Raw genomic sequence first — 20,631 nt, forward strand, 5'->3', positions numbered from 1 at the left:
AGCCGGCCCGAGCCGTACATCCGCTGAAAAGTCTTGCCACCCCCCCCCCCCCCCCCCTCCCACCCCCCCCCCACCCCCCCTCCCCCCCCCCCCCCCCCCCCCCCCCCCCGCCCCCCCCCCCCCCCACCCCCCCCCCCCCCCCCCCCCCCCCCCCCACGGGCCTATCGTGGCACCATCAGACAAACCGGCCTCTGTGTGAGGAGGTCACCATGGTCGAGGACCTTGTGGTGACCCTGGCGGCGGCGGGCTCCGTCGGCGTGGTGTACCTGGCAGCGGCGGTGCGCGTGGTCAAGCAGTACGAACGGGGTGTGCTGTTCCGGCTCGGCCGGGTGGCGGGTGACGTACGGGCCCCGGGCCTGAACCTGATCATCCCGTTCGTGGACCGGCTGCAGAAGGTCAACATGCAGATCGTGACGCTGCCCATCCCGGCCCAGGAAGGCATCACCCGGGACAACGTCACCGTCCGGGTGGACGCGGTGGTCTACTTCCGGGTGGTCGACGCGACGAGCGCCCTGGTGAAGGTCGAGGACTACAAGTTCGCGGTGTCGCAGATGGCGCAGACCTCCCTCAGGTCGATCATCGGCAAGAGCGATCTGGACGATCTGCTCTCCAACCGCGAGAAGCTCAACCAGGGCCTGGAGCTGATGATCGACAGTCCGGCGGTGGGCTGGGGCATCCAGGTGGACCGGGTCGAGATCAAGGACGTGTCCCTGCCGGACACCATGAAGCGGTCGATGGCCCGCCAGGCCGAGGCGGACCGCGAGCGCCGGGCCCGGATCATCAACGCGGACGCCGAGCTCCAGGCCTCCAGGAAGCTCGCCGAGGCCGCCCAGCAGATGTCCGACACGCCGGCCGCGCTCCAGCTGCGGCTGCTGCAGACGGTGATGGCGGTGGCGGCCGAGAAGAACTCCACCCTGGTGCTGCCCATACCGGTGGAGCTGCTGCACTTCCTGGAGCGGGGCGGGCAGCCCGCGCTTCCGGAGCCGGGCCGGCAGCCGCAGCCGCAGCCGCACACCGACGGCGGACCGCGTCCCGGCTGACGAGCCGCCCCGGAGCCACCCGGGGCATCCGGGGTGTCCGGGGTGTCCGGGGCACTCGTACAGCCGCACACACGCGTACACCGGACGGAAGGAGCGCCCGTGCCGAGGAAGCCGGCGAGGGAGCAGGAGAGGACACTCGGGGATCTGCTGCGGCTCCCGCCGGGCGAGGAGGTCGAGCTGTCCCGGTACGACCCCCGGGCCACCCCCGGCGCCCCGGACGGCAAACGGGCCGCGCGGGCGGACGCGGAACGCACGGGCAAGCACCTGGCCCGGCTCCAGGAGCGGCTCTGGGCGGCGGCCACCGCGGGCGACCACCGCCGGGTGCTGCTGGTGCTCCAGGGCATGGACACCAGCGGCAAGGGCGGCACGGTCAAGCACGTGATCGGCCAGCTCAACCCGTCGGGCTGCCGGATCACGGCGTTCAAGGCGCCCACCGAGGAGGAGCGGCGCCACGACTTCCTGTGGCGGGTGCGGCGCGCGCTGCCGGAGCCCGGCGAGATCGGCATCTTCGACCGCTCGCACTACGAGGACGTCCTCGTCGCCCGTGTCCGGCATCTCGCCCGGCCCGCCGAGATCGGCAGCCGGTACGGCCTGATCAACGACTTCGAACGCACCCTCGCCGACGACGGCGTCACCCTCGTCAAGTGCTTCTTGCACCTCTCCTACGACGAGCAGCGGCGCCGGCTGCTGCGCCGCCTCGACCGCCCCGACAAGCACTGGAAGTTCGACCCCGGCGACATCGACGAGCGCGCCGTGTGGCCCGCCTACCAGGAGGCGTACGAGCTGGCCCTGCGGCGCTGCGCGGCGCCGTCCACGCCCTGGTACCTGATCCCGGCGGACCGCAAGTGGTACCGCGACTGGGCGATCAGCCGGCTGCTGCTGGAGCGGCTGCGCGAGCTGGACCCGCGGTATCCGCGGGCCCGCTTCGACGTCGCGGAGTGCCGGGAGCGGCTGTTGAAGGGCACGTGAGCGGGGCCGGGACACGGCCGGGGAAGCGGACGTGAGCGGGGCGGCCCGGGGTACCCGGCGCTCATGCGCGAACACCGGAAGGTCACCGACTCGTACTGGCTGGAGACCGCCCACGGTCCGGACCACCCCGTCCTGGACGCGGACATCGACGTGGACGTGGCGGTCGTCGGCGCCGGCATCGCCGGGCTGAGCACCGCCCACGAGCTGGCCCGGGCCGGGCGGCGGGTGGCGGTGCTGGAGGCCGGCCGGGCCGTGGCCGGGGTCACCGGGTACACCACCGCGAAGCTGACCGCCCAGCACACCCTCGTCTACGACCGGCTCCGGCGCACCCGGGGCTCCCAGGGGGCGCGGCTGTACGCCCGGTCGCAGACGGAGGCGATCGCGCACGCGGCGGCGCTGGTGGCCGAGCTGGGGATCGACTGCGACTGGGAGACCCGGGACGCCTACACCTACGTACGGGACCGGTCGCGGGTGGAGGAGGTGCGCGCGGAGGCGGACGCCGCCCGGGAGGCGGGGCTGCCGGCCTCGTTCACCACGGAGACCGGGCTGCCGTTCCCGGTGGCGGGCGCGGTGCGGGTGACCGGGCAGGCGCAGTTCCACCCGGTCAGGTACCTGCGGGCGCTCACCGCCGACCTGCTCGCGCACGGCAGCCAGGTGTACGAGCGGACCCGGGTCACCGGGCTGACGGAGGGGGAGCCGTGCCGGCTGACGACCGAGGCCGGCGCCACGGTGACCGCCCGGGACGTCGTGGTCGCCACCCACTACCCGGTGTTCGACCGGGCCCTGCTGTTCACCCGGCTGTCCCCGCGCCGCGAACTCGTCGTGGCCGGACCGCTGGGCGACGGCCCGGACCCCGGCGGCATGTACATCACCCCGGACGAGAACACCCGCTCGGTGCGCACCGCGCCGTACGGCGCGGACGGGCAGCGGCTGCTCGTGGTCACCGGAGAGCACTTCACCCCGGGCACCGGTGATCCGCAGGCCGCCCTGGACCGGCTCGCCGCCTGGGCGGAGGTGCACTTCCCCGGGGTGACGCTGGACCACGCCTGGGCCACCCAGGACAACGAGTCCACGGACACGGTCCCGCTGGTGGGCCCCCTGCACCCCGGCGCCCGGCACGCGTACGTCGCCACCGGCTTCGGCGGCTGGGGCCTGAGCGGCGGCATCATGGCCGGGCTGCTGCTGACGGCGCTGATCACCGGCCGGGAGTGCGCGTGGCGGGAGCTGTACGACCCGCGCCGGCTGAAGTCGGTGATGCGTGAGGCGCCGTCGCTGCTGAAGACCCAGGCGGAGGTGGCCCGGCACTTCGTCGGCGACCGGCTGAAGCCGCCGGCCCCGGTGGAGGGGATCGCCCCCGGCGACGGCGCGGTGGTCCGCTCCGGCGGCGACCGGCTCGCGGTCCACCGCGACGAGGAGGGCGCGCTGCACGCCGTGTCGGCCCGCTGCACCCACCTCGGCTGTCTGGTCTCCTTCAACCGCGCCGAACGCGCCTGGGAGTGCCCCTGCCACGGCTCGCGCTTCGCGGTCGACGGCTCGGTCGTCCAGGGCCCGGCGGTGAAGCCGCTGGAGCGGCGCGAGCTGGAGTGACACGGACGCCCGCTCCGGGTGGCGGGCGGGCAGGGACGTGCCGGGACAGGCGGCGGACCCGGCATGGCGGGCGGCAGGACCGGGAGCGACGGCGGGCGCCGCCCGGGTGACCGTGCCGCCGTGCCGCACGGCATATCACCATATAAACGGACATTCAGCCCTACGTTCGTACGGTGATCCTACGAGTACGCCGTATCACCGCCCTCTGCGCCCTGGCCGCGGCCCTCACCGCCTGCGGCACCGCGTCCGGAGACCGCCCGGCCCCGGCGGCCACCCCCGCCTCCGGGTCCCCCTCCTCCACCCGTCCGCCCGTGCTGACGCCGGGCCCCGGCGGGCTGACGCCGGTCTTCGAGCACGGCCCGCGCGACCGGGGCAAGACGGTCGCGTTCACCTTCGACGCCGACATGACCGCCGACCAGGGGCCCCGCGCGGCCTCCGGCGAGCACTTCGACAACCCCGGGCTGATCGGCGCCCTGCGCGAGCTGAAGGTGCCGGCGACCGTCTTCATGACCGGCCGGTGGGCCGACCAGTACCCGGCCGAGGCCCGCGCCCTGGGCCGCGACCCGCGGTTCGAGGTGGCGAACCACTCCTGGAGCCACTACGCGTTCACCGCCGGCTGTTACGGCCTGCCGACCGTAGACGCCGGCCGGATGCGGGAGGACGTGCAGCGGGCGTACACCTCCCTGCGCGCGGCGGGCGTGCCGCACCCGATGCCGTACTTCCGGTTCCCCGGCGGCTGCTACGACCAGCGGGCGCTGCGCGCGCTCAGCGGGCTCGGGGTGACCGCGGTGCAGTGGGACGTGGTGAGCGGGGACGCGTTCGCCACCGACGCCGACGCGGTGGTCAAGCAGGTGCTCGACGGGGTGAAACCGGGTTCGGTGGTCGTCATGCACTGCACCCGCAGCGCCGCCCCGACCACCGAGCGGGTCGTCCGCACGGTGGTGCCCGAACTGCGCGCCCGCGGCTACCGGTTCGTGAAGGTCTCCGAGCTGATCGGCCAGGCGGTCACCGGCCGCTGACGTCCTACGCTGGAGCCATGAGCGACGAGGACTACTGCACGATCACCGGGACGGCGAGGCCGGCGAAGGCCGACGGGCCGCCGTACGCGGAGTGCGTGCTGTGCCGGGAGCCGACGGAGTACCCGGAGTCGTACAAGGGCATCACGCTGTGCCCGGTCTGCGAGTGGCAGGAGGCGCAGCGCACCGCCTGCTCAGGGTGAGCGGCGCGCGCTGAGCCGGGCCGCCGCGGCGAAGGCGGCCGCCGTGAGCAGGGCCGCGCCGGCCAGGGGCAGCAGCGGCAGCGGCGCCCGGCCGGTCCGCGAGCCGGTGACCAGGTCGCTGACGGCCGCCTGCGCCGGGGATCCGGTCAGGACCAGCGCGAGCAGCGCGCCGAGCAGCATCGCCGGCACCGCGCGTCCGGTGGAGCGCAGCACCGGCGGGTTGGTGAGCGCGCCGACGGCCGTGCCGAGCAGGGCGCAGGCGAGCACGGCCGGCAGTCCGGCGGCCAGTGCCCGCGGCGGGGGCACGTGGACCCGGTGACCGTTGCCGGCCGGGGCGCTGATCAGCGTCACCACCACCGTGGCGACGACCCCGAGCAGCACCGCCGCGAGCAGCGCGGCCAGCAGGCAGGCGAGGTGCGCCCGGGCGGGGCCGCGGGCCGCGGCGACGCAGGCCCGGGCGGCGGGCGGCTCCGCGGTGGCACAGGCCCGGACCAGCCAGGCGGAGACCGGCAGCAGGGCCGCGGCCGTGTAGCCCAGCGAGTCCAGGACCGGCTGGCCGCTCTGCACGCAGACACCCAGCGAGGCGGCGTAGAGGATCACCGGCGGCAGCCAGCGCTGGGAGCGCAGCAGCAGGTCGGTCTGGTAGCGCAGGAGTGCGGTCACGGGCGGCTTCCCGGGTCGGAGTGCGGTGTGTCCGTCGTGCCGGGCTCCACGCGGGCCACGTGCCAGGGCGGCCGGGCCGTGAGCAGGGCGCGCAGCAGCACGTCGGAATGGGAGGCGGGGACGGTGAGCCGGTGGCGTCCGGGGGCCGTCTCCTGCGTGGAGCGGGCGGCCCGCACCGCCTCGGGCGGCAGCGGCGCCCCCGCCGGCCCCCGCGCGACGACGACGGTGACCGGCCCGTCCGCGGTGCCGCCGCCGCTGTCGGTACGACGGCGCAGGCCGCCGCCGGTCACCGTGTACGTCGCGTCGGGCGTCCCGGCGAGCCGGCGCGGGTCGTGGTCCACGAAGACCACGGCACCCCCGGCCGCCGTCCGCTCGGCCACCGCCCGTTCCAGCTCGGCCCGGGCCGCCGCGTCGAGACCGGTCCACGCCTCGTCCAGCACCAGGAGCTCCGGGTCCCCCAGCAGGGCCTGGGCGACGGCGACCTTCTGGCTGCCGCCCTTGGACAGCCGCGTCATCGGCGTCCCGGCGTACCCGTCGGCGCCGAACCGCTCCAGCCAGGTGAGCGCGGCGCGGGCGGCGGTGTCCCGGTCCAGGCCGTGGACGGTGCCGAGGTGGGTCAGGTAGCCGGCCGCGGTGAAGGGCAGGGCGGACGGGAACCGCTCCGGCACGTAGGCCGTGCGCGGGCGGCCGGTGATCCGGCCCTCGGAGGGCGCGTCGAGCCGGGCGAGCAGCCGCAGGAGCGTGGACTTCCCGGTGCCGTTCGCCCCGTCGATCCGGGTGAGGGTGCCGGGGGCGATGACGAGGTCGACGCCTCGAAACACCCACGGGCCGCGGATGCCGTAGCGGCGGCCCACGCCGGTCAGACGCAGGTCACGGTGGACGAGGGCCGATCCGGCGCGGACCGGGTGACGCCCGCGGGCCCGGCTCAACGGGCCATCCCCCGGCTCAGCCGGGCCGCCCCGGCCCGCACCGCGGCGGCCCAGGCTCCCCCCTCACCCGGTCCCGCCGCCCCGGCGGCGGAGACCTGTACGTCCGGCAGCGGCCCGTCCGGAAGCGCTTCGAGCCCCTCCCAGTCGATGCCGATCCCGGCCCGCTGGGCGAGGGCGACGACGACACCGACGACCCCCTCGGAGAGGGCCAGGACGATCGGGTGACCGGTCCGCCGGTGCCGTGCCAGCAGGGCGTGCACGAAGACCCCGAACACGTGCGGATCGATCTGGCACTCGTCGTTCCGCACCGGCCCGAGTCCGGACGGCAGCTCCAGTTCGGCCTCGAACACCTCCACCTGCCGCAGAAAGAGCCGGGCGGCCCCGTTGGACGGGTTCCACAGCGTCTCGTCCCCGATGTCGAAGTACTGACTCATCGCACTCCCCCTTTCCTCGGTCAAGAGGGCGAGCGCGGCCGGCCGGTTCGTCGCCGTCGCCGGATTTCCCGCCGCGGGGCCCGCGCGTTGATGGGCCCGCCGACGACTTCGTAGGCTGGGCTCCCGTGAGCCACGATCCAGCCCCCTCCAGTGACAGCCCCTCCCGGACCGGACACGACCCCCGGGACGAGGCGCCCCAGTTCGTGCTGCCGCTCGTCGTACGGATGGAGCGCGACGCCCCGCCCGCCCGTACCGACGCGCTGGAGACGTCCGCCCGGGCCGTTCTCGTGCTGCTCGGCGACGACCGGGCGCGGGGCGACGGCGAGTGGGCCGGGGCGGTGCGCGACTGGGAGGACGCCCGGATTCGCAAGGTGGTCCGGCGGGCCCGCGGCGCCGAGTGGCGGCGCGCCGAGGCGCTGCCCGGGATCACGGTGACCGGCAAGTCCGCGGAGGTCCGGGTCTTCCCGCCGATCCCCCTGGACGGCTGGCCGAAGGACCTGGCCAGGCTCCAGGTGTCGGGCACCGAACTGGACGACCCGGAGCCGCCCCTCCCCGCCGACCCGGCCGACGGGCCGGTGCTCTGGCTCAACCCCGATCTGGACATGTCGGCCGGCAAGGCCATGGCCCAGACCGGCCACGGTGCCCAACTGGCCTGGTGGGCGCTGCCGGACACCGACCGCGCCGCCTGGCGCGACGCCGGTTACGCCCTCGCCGTCCGCACGGCCGCCCCGGCCGACTGGGCGCGGCTGACGACCAGCGGCCTGCCCGTGGTCCGGGACGCGGGCTTCACCGAGATCGCCCCGGGCTCGTGCACGGTGGTGGCGGACCACCCGGCGCTGCGCCGGGGCGCCTCCCCCGCGGGTCCGTGAACCGCGAGGCCGCCCGGTCCGGCCGGCCGGAACCTCAAATGTTGCTCTGAACGCGTCAGGGACGGGGTTCACGGCGGCGGGGCGGGGCCATACCTCCCTCACTCGACGCACGAGCACAGCCGAGGAGGGGGAGGCAGCATGCGGCGACTGGGGACCGGGATCGGATGGCGGCCGGAGATCGCGGACGCCGTGGAGCGCATGCCGGGCATCGACTGGGTGGAGGTCGTGGCGGAGAACGTCTGCCCCGGTCACCTCCCCGCGTCGCTGCTGCGGCTGCGCGAGCGCGGGGTGACGGTGGTCCCGCACGGCGTCTCCCTCGGTCTCGGCGGTGCGGAGCGCCCCGACGAGGGGCGGCTGACGGCACTCGCCGAACGGGCCGAGGCCCTCGGCGCGCCGCTGGTCACCGAGCACATCGCCTTCGTCCGGGCGGGCGGCACGCTCACCGCCTCCCCCCGCCTGGAGGCCGGCCACCTGCTGCCCGTGCCCCGCACCCGGGACGCCCTGGACGTGCTGTGCGAGAACGTCCGGATCGCCCAGGAGGCGCTTCCGGTGCCGCTGGCCCTGGAGAACATCGCCGCGCTGTTCTCCTGGCCGGGCGAGGAGCTGACCGAGGGGCAGTTCCTGTCCGAGCTGGTCGAGCGGACCGGGGTGCGGCTGCTGATCGACGTCGCCAACCTGCACACCAACCACGTCAACCGGGGCGAGGACCCGGCCGAGGCGCTGGCCGCGCTGCCCCTGGATGCGCTCGCCTACGTCCATGTCGCGGGCGGTTTCGAGCGCGACGGCGTCTGGCACGACAGCCACGCGCATCCCGTGCCGCGTCCGGTGCTCGACATCCTCACCGGCCTCGCCGCGCGCACCGAGCCGCCCGGGGTGCTCCTGGAGCGGGACGAGAACTTCCCCGAACCGGCCGAGCTGGAGCGGGAGCTGGCGGCGATCAGGGGCGCGGTGACCGCCGGCCGGGCGCGCGCGGCCCGGGACGCGGGGGCCGGGGGTACGGCGACGGCGGGCGACGGCGGCGCCGGGCCGGGCCACGTCGGGGTCCTCGCGCGGCCGGTGGCCGGTGCGCGGGAGCGGGTCGGGGTGGCGCAGACCGCCGTGCTGTCGGCCCTGGTGGCGGGGACGCCGGTGCCGGAGGGGTTCGACCGGGCGCGGATGGGGGTGCAGGCGCGGGCGCTCGCGGCGAAGCGGGCCGGCGTGGTGGCGAAGGTGGCGCCCGAGCTGCCGGTGATCCTGGGCGCGAGGTACCGGGAGGCGTTCCTGGAGTACGCCCGGCAGCGGCCGATGCGGGGCGGGTACCGGCAGGACGCGCTGGACTTCGCGGGGCACCTGCTGAAGCTGGGGCGGCCGGCGCACGCGGGAGTGCGCCGGGAGCTGCGCGACTGGTGGCTGGACCGGGCCGGCCCGGCTCCCCGGAAGCGGGGGCTCGCGGCACGGGTACTGCGGCGGCCCCGCGGCCACGGTTAGGGGCTGAGAGGAGCGGGGGATTCCGCGCGCCCGGAAGGGACGGCGCGCCTGCCAGTACTATGCCAACCCCGCACCACCCACTCCCGAGCAGGCAGCATGCGACCGCGACCCCCGATCAACGGCCGAGGCACAGTCGGCGGCACCGGACTCCTCATCACCGCCCTGGCGGCCACGCTCGCCGCGCTGCTCGTCCCGCTGTGGTCGTACGCCGACCGGCAGGACCCGGCGAGCGCGAGCGTGCTGAGCGCGCGGACGGTGACGACGCCGTACGGCCCGATGTCCGGCCAGGACCGGGACTTCGTCACCAAGGTCCGGCTGGCCGGGCTGTGGGAGCTGCCCGCCGGGGAGCTGGCGCAGCGCAAGGGGACCACGCCGGCGGTCCGCACCGCCGGGCGGCACCTCGTCGACGGCCACACCTCCCTGGACGCCCACGTCCGGACCGTCGCCACCCAGCTCGGCGTGGCCCTGCCCAACGAGCCGAACGCGCAGCAGAAGGAGTGGCTCGACACCCTGGAGGCGGCGCGGGGCCAGGACTTCGACCGCCGGTTCGCCGAGCTGCTGCGGCTCGCGCACGGCCGGGTGTTCTCCCTGGTCGCACAGGTCCGGGCGGGCACCCAGAACACCCTGGTCCGCGATCTCGCCGACGACGCCAACGCGACCGTCCTCGACCACATCAAGGTCCTGGAGGCGACCGGGTACGTCGACTTCGCCGCGCTGGCCAGGGATCTGGCCGCGTCCACGAGCCCGGTACCGACCCCGCCGGAGGTCGAACCGGGCGCCGCCGTACCGGTGGTGCCGTCGCCCACCGAGACGTACTCCCTGCCGCCCGCCGCCTCCAGCCCGCCGCCGGTGACGGACACTCCCTGACCCGGCCGCCGGGAAACGGAACGTCACATCCCGGCCACACTCGGTCCGGATCGTGAACAGGGCATGGCGTTCCCTCGGGCCACTGGCATAGAAACACGTCATGTTCTGGGTCCTTCTCCTGTTCCTGGCCTGGGCTTTCGCCGGTACGGCCTGTACCCGGCTGTGCCTGGCGGCCCTTCGCGCGGCAACCGCGGACGCGCGTGACGCGTCGGCCGACGGAGAGCGCGCTCTGACGCTGTACGAGGCGGCCTTCCTCTCCGGCGGCCCGGCCCGGGTCGCCGACGTGACCTTGGTCTCCATGGCCCGGCAGCGCCGGCTGCTGCTCGCGCACACCGGCTGGGCCACGGTCGTGGACCCACGGGGGCGGGACGAGATGGAGCGGTCGGTCATAGGGGCGATAGGGCCCGAGGGGCAGTCGCGGATCGCGCCCGTGCGGGCACGGGCGGCCGGCGCGGAGGCCGTGCGCCGGCTGGCGGAGGGGCTGGTGCGCGCCGGCCTCGCGGTACCCGAGGGCGCGGGGACGACCGTCGGGGCCGCCGTCCGCCAGGTGCGGGCCGCCGCCGTCGTCGTGACCGCGCTGGGCGTGACCGCGCTGCTGCTGCCCGTGCAGACCGGTACACCGCGCCCGCTGGTGGGCGCCTGGTTCGTGCTGCCCCTCACCCTGACGCTGAGCTGCCTGGCCATCGCCCGGTTCGAGGTGCATCCCTACTCGCGCTGGGCCTCCCCGGCCGGGCAGCGGCTGCTGAGCGCGATGGCCGGCAGGCCGGCCGGCGACGAGCGGTCCTTCCTCACCTCCGTCGCCGTACGCGGCGTCCGCGCCATCGGCGAACCGGAGCTGCGCGCCGCCTTCACCCACCGTGACCAGCCCTGGCGGGAGTGAAGGCAGCACCCTTCGGGGGCGCATCGGGGGCATTGGGGCCGACACCGGCCGGGTGGTGCTTGCCTTCCCCCATGGCCGAACGAAACATCCCTTCTGTGGGCGCCGGGCCGTGGCAGCCGTGCCACCGCCGCCGCGCACCGAAGGGACACGCGATGAAAGCCGCCGCCCTCTACTCGGCCGCCGGTTCCCTGCTCCTGACCGCCCTGGCCGCGGGCCCGGCGGGCGGCACCCCCGGCACCCCGGGCACCCCGGGCGCCCCCGGTACGGCCGAGCTGCGCGGCACCGCGGTGGCCGTGGCCCGCGCCCGGGCGGCCGGTATCGACTTCGGCCCGTGCTCCGCCGCCGACGTACCGGACGCCCCGGCCGGCGTGCGGTGCGGCACGGTGGCGGTCCCCCTGGACTACGCCGCCCCGGAGGGCGAGCAGATCCGGCTGACCGTCAGCCGGGCCCCGGCCACCGGGAAGGACCCGCACAACAGCAAGCGGAAGGTGCCCCGGCAGGGCGCCCTGCTCTTCAACCCGGGCGGCCCGGGCGCCTCCGGCATGTACTTCCCGCTGATCGGCCGGATCCCCCAGTGGAAGCGGATCGCCGCCGCCTACGACCTGGTCGGCTACGCCCCACGTGGGGTGGGCCGGTCGGCGCCGCTGTCCTGCGAGGACCCGCAGCGCTTCTTCAAGGGCCCGACCGCGTCCCCGGTGCACCCCTCGGAGGCGTACAAGCGTCAGCGCATCGCCCAGGCGAAGGCGTACGCGCGCGGCTGCGCCCGGCGGTCCGGGAACCGGCTACGGTTCCACACCTCGCTGAACAACGCCCGCGACCTGGACGTCCTGCGGGCGGCGCTGGGCGAGGACCGGCTGACCTTCGTGGGGGCGTCGTACGGCACCTACTTCGGCGCGCTGTACGCGGCGATGTTCCCCTCGCACGTGCGCCGCATGGTGCTGGACTCGGCGGTGAACCCGGACCCGGAGAGGATCTGGTACCGCAGCAACCTGGACCAGTCGGCGGCGTTCGAGGAGCGCTGGGCGGACTTCCGCGACTGGATCGCCCGGCACGACGACGTGTACCGGCTCGGCACGACGCCCGCGCGGGTGCAGCACAGCTACGACACCGCGCGCGAGCGGCTGGCGGGGAAGGCGGCGGGCGGGAAGGTCGGCCCCGGCCAGCTGCAGAACGCGTTCCTGACGGCCGGGTACTACGACGACTACTGGCCGAGCCGGGCCGCGGCGCTCTCGGCGTACCTGCACGGCGACCCGAAACCGCTGGTCCGGCTGGCCGCGCCCAGCGCGGAGACGGCCGTCGGGGCGGAGAACGCCACCGCGGTGTACACGGCCGTGGAGTGCAACGACGCGCCGTGGCCGGAGGACTGGGCGGTATGGGACCGCGACAACACCCGGCTCGCCCGGGTGGCGCCCTTCGAGACCTGGGACAACGCGTGGATGAACCTGCCCTGCGCCTACTGGCCGGTGCCCCGCCGGCAGCCGCTGGACGTGCGGACCGGGCCCGGTGAGCTGCCGCCGGTGCTGATCCTGGCGGCCGAGCGGGACGCCGCCGCGCCGTACCAGGGCGCGCTGGAGATGCACCGGCGGCTGTCCGGCTCGGTGCTGGTGACCGAGCGGGACGCGGGGACGCACGGGGTCGGGGGCGGGCCCAACACGTGCGTCAACGGGTACCTGGACGCGTATCTCCTGGAGGGCCGCGTCCCGGCGCGGCACGCGTCGTGCGCGCCGCGCCCGGAACCGGTCGCGGTCGCCTCCGGTGGTCCGGCGGGTGACGGGGCCCGGCGGGACGCCCTCAAGGGCGAGGGCCGCCGGAGTTAGGCCGCCGCCGACTCACGCCAGGCCGGCGACCAGGTCCCCGATGTCCTTGCGGCGGCCCGTGAAGAACGGGATCTCCTCGCGGACGTGCATCCGGGCCTCGGAGGCGCGGAGGTGGCGCATGAGGTCGACGATGCGGTACAGCTCGTCGGCCTCGAAGGCCAGGATCCACTCGTAGTCGCCGAGGGAGAACGAGGCGACCGTGTTGGCGCGCACGTCGGGGTAGCCGCGGGCCATCTTGCCGTGGTCGGCGAGCATGCGGCGGCGGTCCTCGTCGGGCAGCAGGTACCAGTCGTAGGAGCGCACGAAGGGGTAGACGCTCACGTAGTCGCGGGGCGTCTCGTCGGCGAGGAAAGCCGGGATGTGCGCGCGGTTGAACTCGGCCGGGCGGTGCAGCGCCATGTTCGACCACACGGGCGTGAGCGCGCGGCCCAGCCTGGTGCGGCGGAAGAGGTTGTACGCCTCCTGGAGCTGGTCGCTGGTCTCGGCGTGCCACCAGATCATCAGGTCGGCGTCGGCGCGCAGGCCGGAGACGTCGTAGGTGCCGCGGATCGTCACGTCCTTGGCGGCCAGCTGGTCGAACAGCTCCTGGACCTCGTCGGCGTATCCCGCGCGGTCCTCCGGCAGCACGTCCTTCAGCTTGAAGACCGACCAGAGGGTGTAGCGGATGACCTCGTTGAGGTCCTTGGCCAGCTTGCCCTTGTTCGGGATCCTGCCGGACTCGGTGGTGGGGGCGTCGTCACTCATGCCCCCTATTCTCCCGCTCCGCCGTGCAGGCTCTGCACCGGGGCGGCGGTCAGCTCGGCCACCCCGGCCGGGTCGCCGGCCAGCTGGTCCACCGCCGCGTACGCGCTCGCGATGCACGCGGGGATGCCCACGCCGTCGTACTGCGCGCCGCACACCGCGAGCCCGGGCAGCCTGGCGACGTGCTCGCGGATCCGGGCCACGCGCGCGTGGTGCCCCACGGGGTACTGGGGCAGGCCGTCGGTCCAGCGGGTGACGCGGGTGCGCAGCGGTGCCGCGTCCAGGCCGGTGGCCTCGCGCAGGTCACGGCGGGAGACCTCCACCAGGTCGGCGTCGTCCCGGCCGAGGATCTCCGTCTCGCCGTGGCGGCCCACGGACGTGCGCAGGACGACCACGTCCGGGTCCTCCTCGGCGATCCAGCCCCACTTCCGGGAGGCGAAGGTGGAGGCCTTGATGGTGCGGCCGTCGACGGGCGGCACCAGGAAGCCGCTGCCCTCGGGCAGGCGCAGGCCGGTGCGCCGGTAGGCGAGGGTGATCAGGGCCATCGAGGCGTACTCGACGGCGGACAGCTCGGCGGCGGCCGCCGGGGACTCGGCGCGCAGCAGCCCGGCGGCGGCCGGGGCGGGGACGGCGACGACCACGGCGTCGGCGTGCAGCACGCGCTCACCGGTGCTGATCCGCCAGCCCCCGTCCGGCTCCCGGCGCAGCTCCCGCGCGGGCGTCCCGGTGAGGATCTCGCCGCCCCGCGCGCGCACCGACGCGGCGACCGCGAGCGGCAGCCGTCCGACCCCGCCGGCGATGCCCATGAAGACCGGCCCGGTCTGCTGCTGCGCGGCTGCCTTCGCCTGGATCTCCCGGACGCCCTCGGTGAGGGAGGTGCGGGTGCGCGCGGCCTGGAAGAGCTGGGGGACGGCCGAGCGCATCGAGATGCGGTAGGCGTCGCCCGCGTACACACCGCCGAGCAGGGGTTCGACCAGGCGGTCGACGACCTCGCGGCCGAGCCGGGCCGCGACGTACTCCCCCACGGCCACGTCGTCGCCGATCTCCGTGCGGGGCAGGACGGCGTCACGGTCGATACGGGCCAGCCCCTCGTCGGAGAGGAGACCGGAGAGCGCGGCGGCGGTGCCGGGCACGCCCATGACATGGCCCTTGGGCATGGGCCGCAGCGCGCCCCGGGTCCAGATCGCGGCGGTCGCGGTGGCCGGCGGCTGCAGCGCCTCGCCGAGACCCGCCTCGCGCGCGAGCGTCACCGCCTCGGGGCGGCGGGCGAGCATGGACTCGGCACCCAGGTCGACCCGCACGCCGGCGATCTCGCCGGGCAGCAGCTTGCCGCCGACCCGGTCGCCGGCCTCCAGCACGGTCACGTGCGCTCCGCGCCCCAGCAGCCGGTGCGCGGCCGCCAGCCCCGCGATGCCGGCCCCGATCACGACGACGTGCCCCAAGCTCCTACCCGTTGCGCTCATGCCCCCCACTCTCTCAGACCCCTCCGGCACTCCCGCCGGGAGACGGTGACCGTCACGAGTCCGAACCGTGACCGCTTGCGGACCGCCGCCGCCAAACGTTTCCGCAGCCCCCGCCGTCGAAGGACCGTCACCGCACGCAACCCACGGGGGTACCGCCCATGCGCACACCACGCACCGCCAGCACCGCCGGCAGCACGACCGGCACCGCCCGGGCCCTGGCAGGGGTCCTGCTCGTCGCGTCCCTGGCACTCGCCGGGTGCGGCGGCGCGGACGACTCGGGCGGCGGTGCCGCCAAGGCCGCCTCCGGGTCCCGGGCCCAGCCGGCCGGCGCCCCCGGCGGCGGGGCGGACGACGGCGACGGGAAGACCCCGCGCGCGACCCCCGTGATCGCCCCGGGCTCGGTCGTCCGGACCGCCTCCCTCACCGTCGAGACCAAGGACGTGTCCAGGGCCCTGGCGGCGGCCCGCAGGACCGCCGAGGAGGCGGGCGGCTTCGTCGGCAGGGAGACGACGAGCCGGGACGCCGACGGCCACGAGCGCACCCGGGTGGTGCTGCGCGTGCCCACCGAGCGGTACGACGAGGTCCTCGCCGGCCTCCAGGGAACGGGCCGGGTGGTCGGCCGCACGGCCAAGGCGGTCGACGTCAGCGACCAGGTGGTGGACGTGGACAGCCGGGTCAGGTCGCAGCGGGCCAGCGTGGACCGGATCCGCGCGCTGATGGGCAAGGCGGCCAAGCTGAGCGATGTCGTCGCCCTGGAGGGCGAGCTGAGCAGTCGTCAGGCCGACCTGGAGGCGCTGCTGGCCCGGCAGGCGTCCCTGAAGGACCGCACCAGCCTGGCCACCGTCACCCTGTCGCTGTCCGAGACCCCGGTGCGGCAGGCGGACGGCACACCGGGCGTCTCGGACGCGCTGGCCGGCGGCTGGCACGTGTTCGTCACCATGCTGCGCTGGCTCGTCCTCGCGCTCGGCGCCGCCCTGCCGTTCGCGGTCCTCGCCGCGCTCCTGGTGCTGCTGTGGCTGCGGGTCGTACGGCCCCGGCTGCCGCACCGCGCCGGGGCCGCGCCCGCGACGACCGCGCTCGGCCCGCTGCCCCCGGCCCGCCCCGCCCCGGACCCGGCGAAGGACACCGGGCGGGACTGAAATGCCCGCAGCCCGTAGCGTGTTCCCATGAGCATGAGCGAGGGGCGGGACGGCAGGGAGCGGCTGGTCGTGGTCGGCGGTGACGCCGCGGGCATGTCCGCGGCGTCACAGGCACGGAGGCTGAAGGGCCCCGGGGAGCTGGAGATCGTGGCGTTCGAGCGCGGCCACTTCACCTCCTTCTCGGCGTGCGGTATCCCGTACTGGGTGGGCGGCGACGTCCCCGAACGGGACCGGCTCATCGCCCGGACGCCCGAGGAGCACCGCGCGCGCGGGATCGACCTGCGCATGCGCACCGAGGTCACGGCGATCGACGTGCCCGGGCAGCGGGTCCGCGCGCGTGACGTCGATTCCGGCGCCGAGTCCTGGACGCCGTACGACAAGCTCGTCATCGCCACCGGTGCCCGCCCGGTCCGCCCGGACCTGCCCGGCGTGGACGCCCCCGGCGTGCACGGGGTGCAGACGCTGGACGACGGGCAGGCCCTGCTCGACACGCTGGCCGGCGCCAGCGGGCGCAGGGCGGTGGTCGTCGGAGCCGGCTACATCGGTGTCGAGATGGCCGAGGCACTGATCAACCGGGGCTTCGAGGTGACGGTCGTCAACCGCGGCAAGGAGCCCATGTCGACGCTCGACCCGGACATGGGCCGGCTGGTGCACCGGGCCATGGAGGGCCTGGGCATCACCATGGTCGGCGACGCCGAGGTCACCAAGGTGCTCACCGGCGAGGACGGCCGGGTGCGGGCGGTGGCCACGGAGGACGCCGAGTATCCCGCGGACGTGGTGGTCCTGGGCATCGGCGTCCGTCCGGAGACCGCCCTCGCCCGTGCGGCCGGGCTGCCGCTCGGCCCCCACGGCGGGCTGCTCACCGACCTCGCCATGCGGGTGCGCGGGCACGAGAACATCTGGGCGGGCGGCGACTGCGTGGAGGTGCTCAACCTGGTCTCCGGACAGGTGCAGTACGTGCCGCTCGGCACCCACGCCAACAAGCACGGCCAGGTCGTCGGCACCAACGCCGGCGGTGGATACGCCACCTTCCCGGGGGTCGTCGGCACGGCAGTCAGCAAGGTCTGCGACCTGGAGATCGCCCGGACCGGGCTGCGCGAGAAGGACGCCCGCCGCGCCGGCCTGCGCTTCGAGACGGTCACCGTCGAGTCGACCAGCCGCGCCGGCTACTACCCCGGTGCCGCCCCCATGACGGTCAAGATGCTCGCCGAGTCCCGCACCGGCCGGCTGCTCGGCGTGCAGATCGTCGGCCGGGAGGGGGCGGCGAAGCGGGTCGACATCGCGGCGGTGGCGCTCACCGCGCGGATGACCGTGGAACAGATGACGGCGCTGGACCTGGGCTACGCCCCGCCGTTCTCACCGGTGTGGGACCCGGTACTGGTGGCGGCGAGGAAGGCGGCGGCGAAGGTGCGGGCGGGGCTGCCGGCCTGAAGGCGCGGGTGACGGCGCGACGCCACGGCGGCCCCGCGGCCCGGTGCGCGCCCGGGGTCCTTCGCCAGGATCGTGCCGCCTCCGGGCGCCGGGAGGCCGGCCCCGGCCGTCGCAGGGCGGGGGGGTCATGCCGCTCAGCCCGCCGTGGGTGCGTCCGAGCCCACGTTCCCCGATCCCCCTTCGGCGGACGAGCGCTGGTGAGTCGGGACGTTCGTGGAGTCGGTCGCGACCAGCCGCTCCGCCTCCGCCCGGCTCCAGGCTGCGGTCAGGAGGCGGTCGAAGGGGCCGTCGGCGGCCCAGCGGGCGCATCGTCCGTGGACCGTGCGCCGCGGGCCGAAGCCTTCGGGCAGGTCTCTCCAGGGCGGCTCGGTGCGGAACGTGACCACGATGCCCTCGACGGCCTGGCGACGATGCCGCCACCGGCCCCGAGCCCGGCCGGCAGGCGGCAGGCGGCAGGCGGCAGGCGGCAGGCGGCAGCGACGGTGCGGCCACCGCCCACGCGGCGTCAGAGGTCTTGCCCTCCCTCGTCACCGGACCGACGGACCGGTGTTCGGAAAGGCACCCCCTGGAGCCGGATCGCGCGGGGCGCCGTCGTCAGCCGTGCCGGCCCGCGTGCGGGGCGGCTGTCCCGTCGTGCGGCCGCGCCGCCGGGCCCGCGGCGGCCGGGCCCGCCGGGGCGTCGACGTCCCGTTCCTCACGGGGGTGACAGGAGCCGTCCCGCCGCGTGGAGCGATCCGTCAGGGAGCGGCTGTGCGTGCGGTAGTCGCCGGGTGTCGTGCCGAACTCCTTGCGGAAGGCGAGGTGGAAGCCCACCTGGCTGCGGTAACCGATGCGCTGGGCGATGTCCTGCTGCGGCACGGTCGTGTCCGCGAGCAGCCGCCTCGCCTCCTGCAGCCGGCGTACCGTCAGGTGCCGCATCGGCGGCTCCCCCACCAGTTCGCGGAACATCTGCGAGAACACCGACCGGCACATCCCGGCTTCCCGGGCGAGCGACTCCACCGTCCACGGCTCGGCGTAGGAGCCGTGGATCGCCATCAGGGCCTTGCTGATGCCGGGGTGGTGCAGAGCCTGGAGCGCGGGCGATTCCTCCGCCAGCTGCTCCATGGCGATCCGCAGGGACAGCACGAACACGGTCTCGAAGGCCCGCAGGGTGACCAGCCGCGATCCCGGCGCCGTCCGGCCGATCTCGGACGGGAGCAGCTCCAGGGTGCGCAGCAGCAGCGGCTCACCTTCGAGCATGTGGCGCCGCAGCACGATGATCCGGGGCAACGCCTGGTAGAGCCCCGGCTCGCCGATCGCGCTGTAGTGCAGGCTCGCGCAGAGCATCCGCGTGCGGTAGGGGGGCGTCCCCACCCTGACGACGCCGGACTCGCCGGGGCGGCAGTGGGGCACCAGGGCGGACAGCGGTGTCGTCCGCACCCCGGGTTCGGCGGCGAAGGTGTGGGCGGTGCCGTGCGGGAAGATCGCCAGATCCCCCTCGTGCAGCTCCACGGGCACCGAGTGGTCGCCGAAGCTGATGACGCAGCCGTCCTCGACCATGTAGTGGACGATCGCGCAGTTGTCGTCGTGCCCCTTCACTCCCCACGACCCGCCGGCCTGCCACATGCTGTGGAAGATGTCCGTCAGCCACAGAGGGCGCAGCAGCTCGCTGAGTACGTCGTCATGCACGGACGATCCTTAAAGCGATTCGGCTCACGATTAATTGATCGTAGCCATCCTACGCAGAACGATAGGAGCCGAAGCCGGGCTGTTTGGCCGGTTTACGGGGTGAAGTTCCGGGGGGGACTCGTTCGATGAAGATCGTCATTGCCGGTGCCGGCATCGGCGGGCTGACCGCTGCGCTGAGTCTCCATACCGTCGGCTTGCGGGACGTCCGCGTCCTCGAGGCCGTCGCGCAGATCCGCCCGCTGGGCGCCGGCGTGAACCTGCTGCCCAACGCGGTCCGTGAGCTCGCCGCCCTCGGTCTGGCCGGGAAGCTCGCGGACCTCGGCGCCGATCTCGACGAACTCGGGTACTACAACCATCTCGGACAGGAGATCTGGCGCGAGCCGCGCGGCCGGGCGAGCGGTTCCCGTTGGCCGCAGCTGGCGCTGCACCGCGGCGCCCTGCAGACGACCCTGGCCGACAGCGTCCGCGCTCGCCTGGGGGACGAGGCGATCACCACCGACGCGCGCGTCACCGGCTTCACCCGGCTGCCCGACGGAGGAATCGAGGTGAGCGTCGGCCACCGTGACGAGGAGCGGCCCGCCGACAGGATCCGGGCCGACGTGCTGATCGGGGCCGACGGGCTGCGCTCCGCCGTACGGCAGGTCCTGTACCCGCAGGAGGGCGAACCGCGGTTCAACGGGACCGCCGTGTGGCGGGGCATCACCCGTGCCGAGCCCTTCCGCGGCGGCCGCTCGATGGTCGTGATGGGGGACGGACGCTGGAAGGCGGTCGTCTACCCGCTCGCCGTGCGCCCGGACGGCGACGGCCTCGTTCCGGTGAACTGGGCGGTCTCCCGGGCCGGACGGGAGGACGCCGTGCCGCCCGACGCCCGGCCCGGTGACGGCTTCCCCGCGGCGGTGGCGGACTGGGTGTGCGACGACCTGCGCATGGACGCGCTCGTCACCGGCTCCGGAGCCGGAGCCGTGTCGTCCTTCCCGATGCTCGACCGGGACCCCGTGCCCCGCTGGTCCTTCGGCGCGGTGACCCTGCTCGGGGACGCCGCGCACGCCATGGCGCCGATGGGGTCGAACGCCACCAGCCAGGCGGTGCTGGACGCGCGGAGCCTCGCCCACGCCCTCGCCACCCACGACGACCCGGTCGCGGCCCTCGCGGCCTACGACCGGGACCGCAGGCCGCGGATGAACCGGCTCCAGCTCCTCAACCGCGCCAAGGGTCCGGAGGTCGTGATCGACCTCGTCCACGAGCGGGCGCCGCAGGGCTTCGGCCGGGTGCACTCCGTGGTCCCCGCCGACCGGCTGGCACACATAGCCGACGCCTACGCCCGCGCCGCCGGCTTCGACGCAGGCTCCGTCAACGCCCCGTCCCCCTACGCGCCGCCCCCCGGGTTTCCCCGGTCAGGCACCGCGGTGTGCGACCGCTGACGTCATCACCGCAGGCACGCACGCCCT

The 20,631-nt window shown here is 75.2% G+C and carries 20 protein-coding genes; 13 read left to right on the forward strand and 7 right to left on the reverse strand.

Going from position 1 to position 20,631, the window contains the following annotated elements:
* Positions 1-209: 209 nt before the first annotated feature.
* The 5 genes from ACZ4VF_RS06180 to ACZ4VF_RS06200 all read left to right on the forward strand — a co-directional run bounded on the left by ACZ4VF_RS06180 (position 210) and on the right by ACZ4VF_RS06200 (position 4,815).
* A complete protein-coding gene (locus tag ACZ4VF_RS06180) occupies positions 210-1,040 on the forward strand; it encodes a slipin family protein (RefSeq protein WP_467923442.1) in 831 nt (276 codons plus the stop codon).
* Positions 1,041-1,139: 99 nt separating this feature from the next.
* Positions 1,140-2,009, forward strand: coding sequence for a PPK2 family polyphosphate kinase (locus ACZ4VF_RS06185; protein WP_467923443.1), 870 nt, complete (start codon positions 1,140-1,142; stop codon positions 2,007-2,009).
* A 63-nt stretch (positions 2,010-2,072) separates the two neighbouring features.
* Positions 2,073-3,596 (forward strand): FAD-dependent oxidoreductase, encoded by a 1,524-nt coding sequence (locus ACZ4VF_RS06190; RefSeq protein ID WP_467923444.1) that lies wholly within the window; start codon positions 2,073-2,075, stop codon positions 3,594-3,596.
* 173 nt (positions 3,597-3,769) lie between these two features.
* Entirely contained in the window at positions 3,770-4,615 is an 846-nt protein-coding gene (locus ACZ4VF_RS06195; RefSeq protein ID WP_467923445.1) for a polysaccharide deacetylase family protein, read from the forward strand.
* A 17-nt stretch (positions 4,616-4,632) separates the two neighbouring features.
* On the forward strand, positions 4,633-4,815 hold the full coding sequence (locus ACZ4VF_RS06200; protein ID WP_467923446.1) for a hypothetical protein: 183 nt from the start codon (positions 4,633-4,635) through the stop codon (positions 4,813-4,815).
* On the opposite strand, the gene ACZ4VF_RS06205 is transcribed toward ACZ4VF_RS06200, so the two are convergent.
* From ACZ4VF_RS06205 to ACZ4VF_RS06215, 3 genes are read right to left on the reverse strand one after another with little or no spacing between them, the layout of a single operon-like run.
* On the reverse strand, positions 4,807-5,478 hold the full coding sequence (locus ACZ4VF_RS06205) for an ABC transporter (protein WP_467923447.1): 672 nt from the start codon (positions 5,476-5,478) through the stop codon (positions 4,807-4,809). The two genes, ACZ4VF_RS06200 and ACZ4VF_RS06205, sit on opposite strands and share 9 nt — an antisense overlap.
* Positions 5,475-6,407: an ATP-binding cassette domain-containing protein gene (locus tag ACZ4VF_RS06210; protein ID WP_467923448.1), complete on the reverse strand. Its 933-nt coding sequence runs from the start codon at positions 6,405-6,407 to the stop codon at positions 5,475-5,477. Before ACZ4VF_RS06210 ends, ACZ4VF_RS06205 begins: the two co-directional genes overlap by 4 nt.
* Positions 6,404-6,841, reverse strand: a complete 438-nt coding sequence (locus ACZ4VF_RS06215) for a DUF6086 family protein (protein WP_467923449.1) — start codon at positions 6,839-6,841, stop codon at positions 6,404-6,406. Before ACZ4VF_RS06215 ends, ACZ4VF_RS06210 begins: the two co-directional genes overlap by 4 nt.
* A gap of 125 nt (positions 6,842-6,966) precedes the next feature.
* Between ACZ4VF_RS06215 and ACZ4VF_RS06220 the strand changes: the two genes are divergently transcribed.
* The 5 genes from ACZ4VF_RS06220 (at position 6,967) to ACZ4VF_RS06240 (ending at position 12,741) form a co-directional block, all read left to right on the forward strand.
* On the forward strand, positions 6,967-7,710 hold the full coding sequence (locus tag ACZ4VF_RS06220) for a peptidyl-tRNA hydrolase (protein ID WP_467923450.1): 744 nt from the start codon (positions 6,967-6,969) through the stop codon (positions 7,708-7,710).
* A gap of 138 nt (positions 7,711-7,848) precedes the next feature.
* Positions 7,849-9,177 (forward strand): MbnB/TglH/ChrH family RiPP precursor modification enzyme, encoded by a 1,329-nt coding sequence (locus tag ACZ4VF_RS06225; RefSeq protein ID WP_467923451.1) that lies wholly within the window; start codon positions 7,849-7,851, stop codon positions 9,175-9,177.
* A gap of 96 nt (positions 9,178-9,273) precedes the next feature.
* On the forward strand, positions 9,274-10,044 hold the full coding sequence (locus ACZ4VF_RS06230; protein ID WP_467923452.1) for a DUF4142 domain-containing protein: 771 nt from the start codon (positions 9,274-9,276) through the stop codon (positions 10,042-10,044).
* 100 nt (positions 10,045-10,144) lie between these two features.
* Positions 10,145-10,924: a TIGR04222 domain-containing membrane protein gene (locus ACZ4VF_RS06235; RefSeq protein WP_467923453.1), complete on the forward strand. Its 780-nt coding sequence runs from the start codon at positions 10,145-10,147 to the stop codon at positions 10,922-10,924.
* A gap of 152 nt (positions 10,925-11,076) precedes the next feature.
* On the forward strand, positions 11,077-12,741 hold the full coding sequence (locus ACZ4VF_RS06240; protein ID WP_467923454.1) for an alpha/beta hydrolase: 1,665 nt from the start codon (positions 11,077-11,079) through the stop codon (positions 12,739-12,741).
* A gap of 12 nt (positions 12,742-12,753) precedes the next feature.
* Here the strand turns inward: ACZ4VF_RS06240 and hemQ are convergent, their stop codons facing one another.
* Entirely contained in the window at positions 12,754-13,485 is a 732-nt protein-coding gene (hemQ, locus tag ACZ4VF_RS06245) for a hydrogen peroxide-dependent heme synthase (RefSeq protein ID WP_467923455.1), read from the reverse strand.
* Positions 13,486-13,490: 5 nt separating this feature from the next.
* Positions 13,491-14,945: a protoporphyrinogen oxidase gene (hemG, locus tag ACZ4VF_RS06250; RefSeq protein WP_467923456.1), complete on the reverse strand. Its 1,455-nt coding sequence runs from the start codon at positions 14,943-14,945 to the stop codon at positions 13,491-13,493.
* 158 nt (positions 14,946-15,103) lie between these two features.
* On the opposite strand from hemG, the gene ACZ4VF_RS06255 reads away from it, so the two are divergent.
* Positions 15,104-16,084, forward strand: a complete 981-nt coding sequence (locus tag ACZ4VF_RS06255) for a DUF4349 domain-containing protein (protein ID WP_467923457.1) — start codon at positions 15,104-15,106, stop codon at positions 16,082-16,084.
* Positions 16,085-16,111: 27 nt separating this feature from the next.
* Positions 16,112-17,515, forward strand: coding sequence for an FAD-dependent oxidoreductase (locus ACZ4VF_RS06260; protein WP_467923458.1), 1,404 nt, complete (start codon positions 16,112-16,114; stop codon positions 17,513-17,515).
* Positions 17,516-17,649: 134 nt separating this feature from the next.
* Here ACZ4VF_RS06260 and ACZ4VF_RS06265 read toward each other — a convergent pair whose 3' ends face one another.
* Both ACZ4VF_RS06265 and ACZ4VF_RS06270 read right to left on the reverse strand, forming a co-directional pair.
* Entirely contained in the window at positions 17,650-18,024 is a 375-nt protein-coding gene (locus ACZ4VF_RS06265) for a transposase (RefSeq protein WP_467923787.1), read from the reverse strand.
* An 85-nt stretch (positions 18,025-18,109) separates the two neighbouring features.
* Complete coding sequence (locus ACZ4VF_RS06270) at positions 18,110-19,183, reverse strand: AraC family transcriptional regulator (RefSeq protein ID WP_467923459.1); 1,074 nt, start codon at positions 19,181-19,183, stop codon at positions 18,110-18,112.
* A gap of 125 nt (positions 19,184-19,308) precedes the next feature.
* On the opposite strand from ACZ4VF_RS06270, the gene ACZ4VF_RS06275 reads away from it, so the two are divergent.
* Positions 19,309-20,604, forward strand: coding sequence for an FAD-dependent monooxygenase (locus ACZ4VF_RS06275; RefSeq protein ID WP_467923460.1), 1,296 nt, complete (start codon positions 19,309-19,311; stop codon positions 20,602-20,604).
* The last annotated feature ends 27 nt before the right edge of the window (positions 20,605-20,631 follow it).

It is taken from the genome of Streptomyces sp. NPDC029151 (assembly GCF_055564315.1).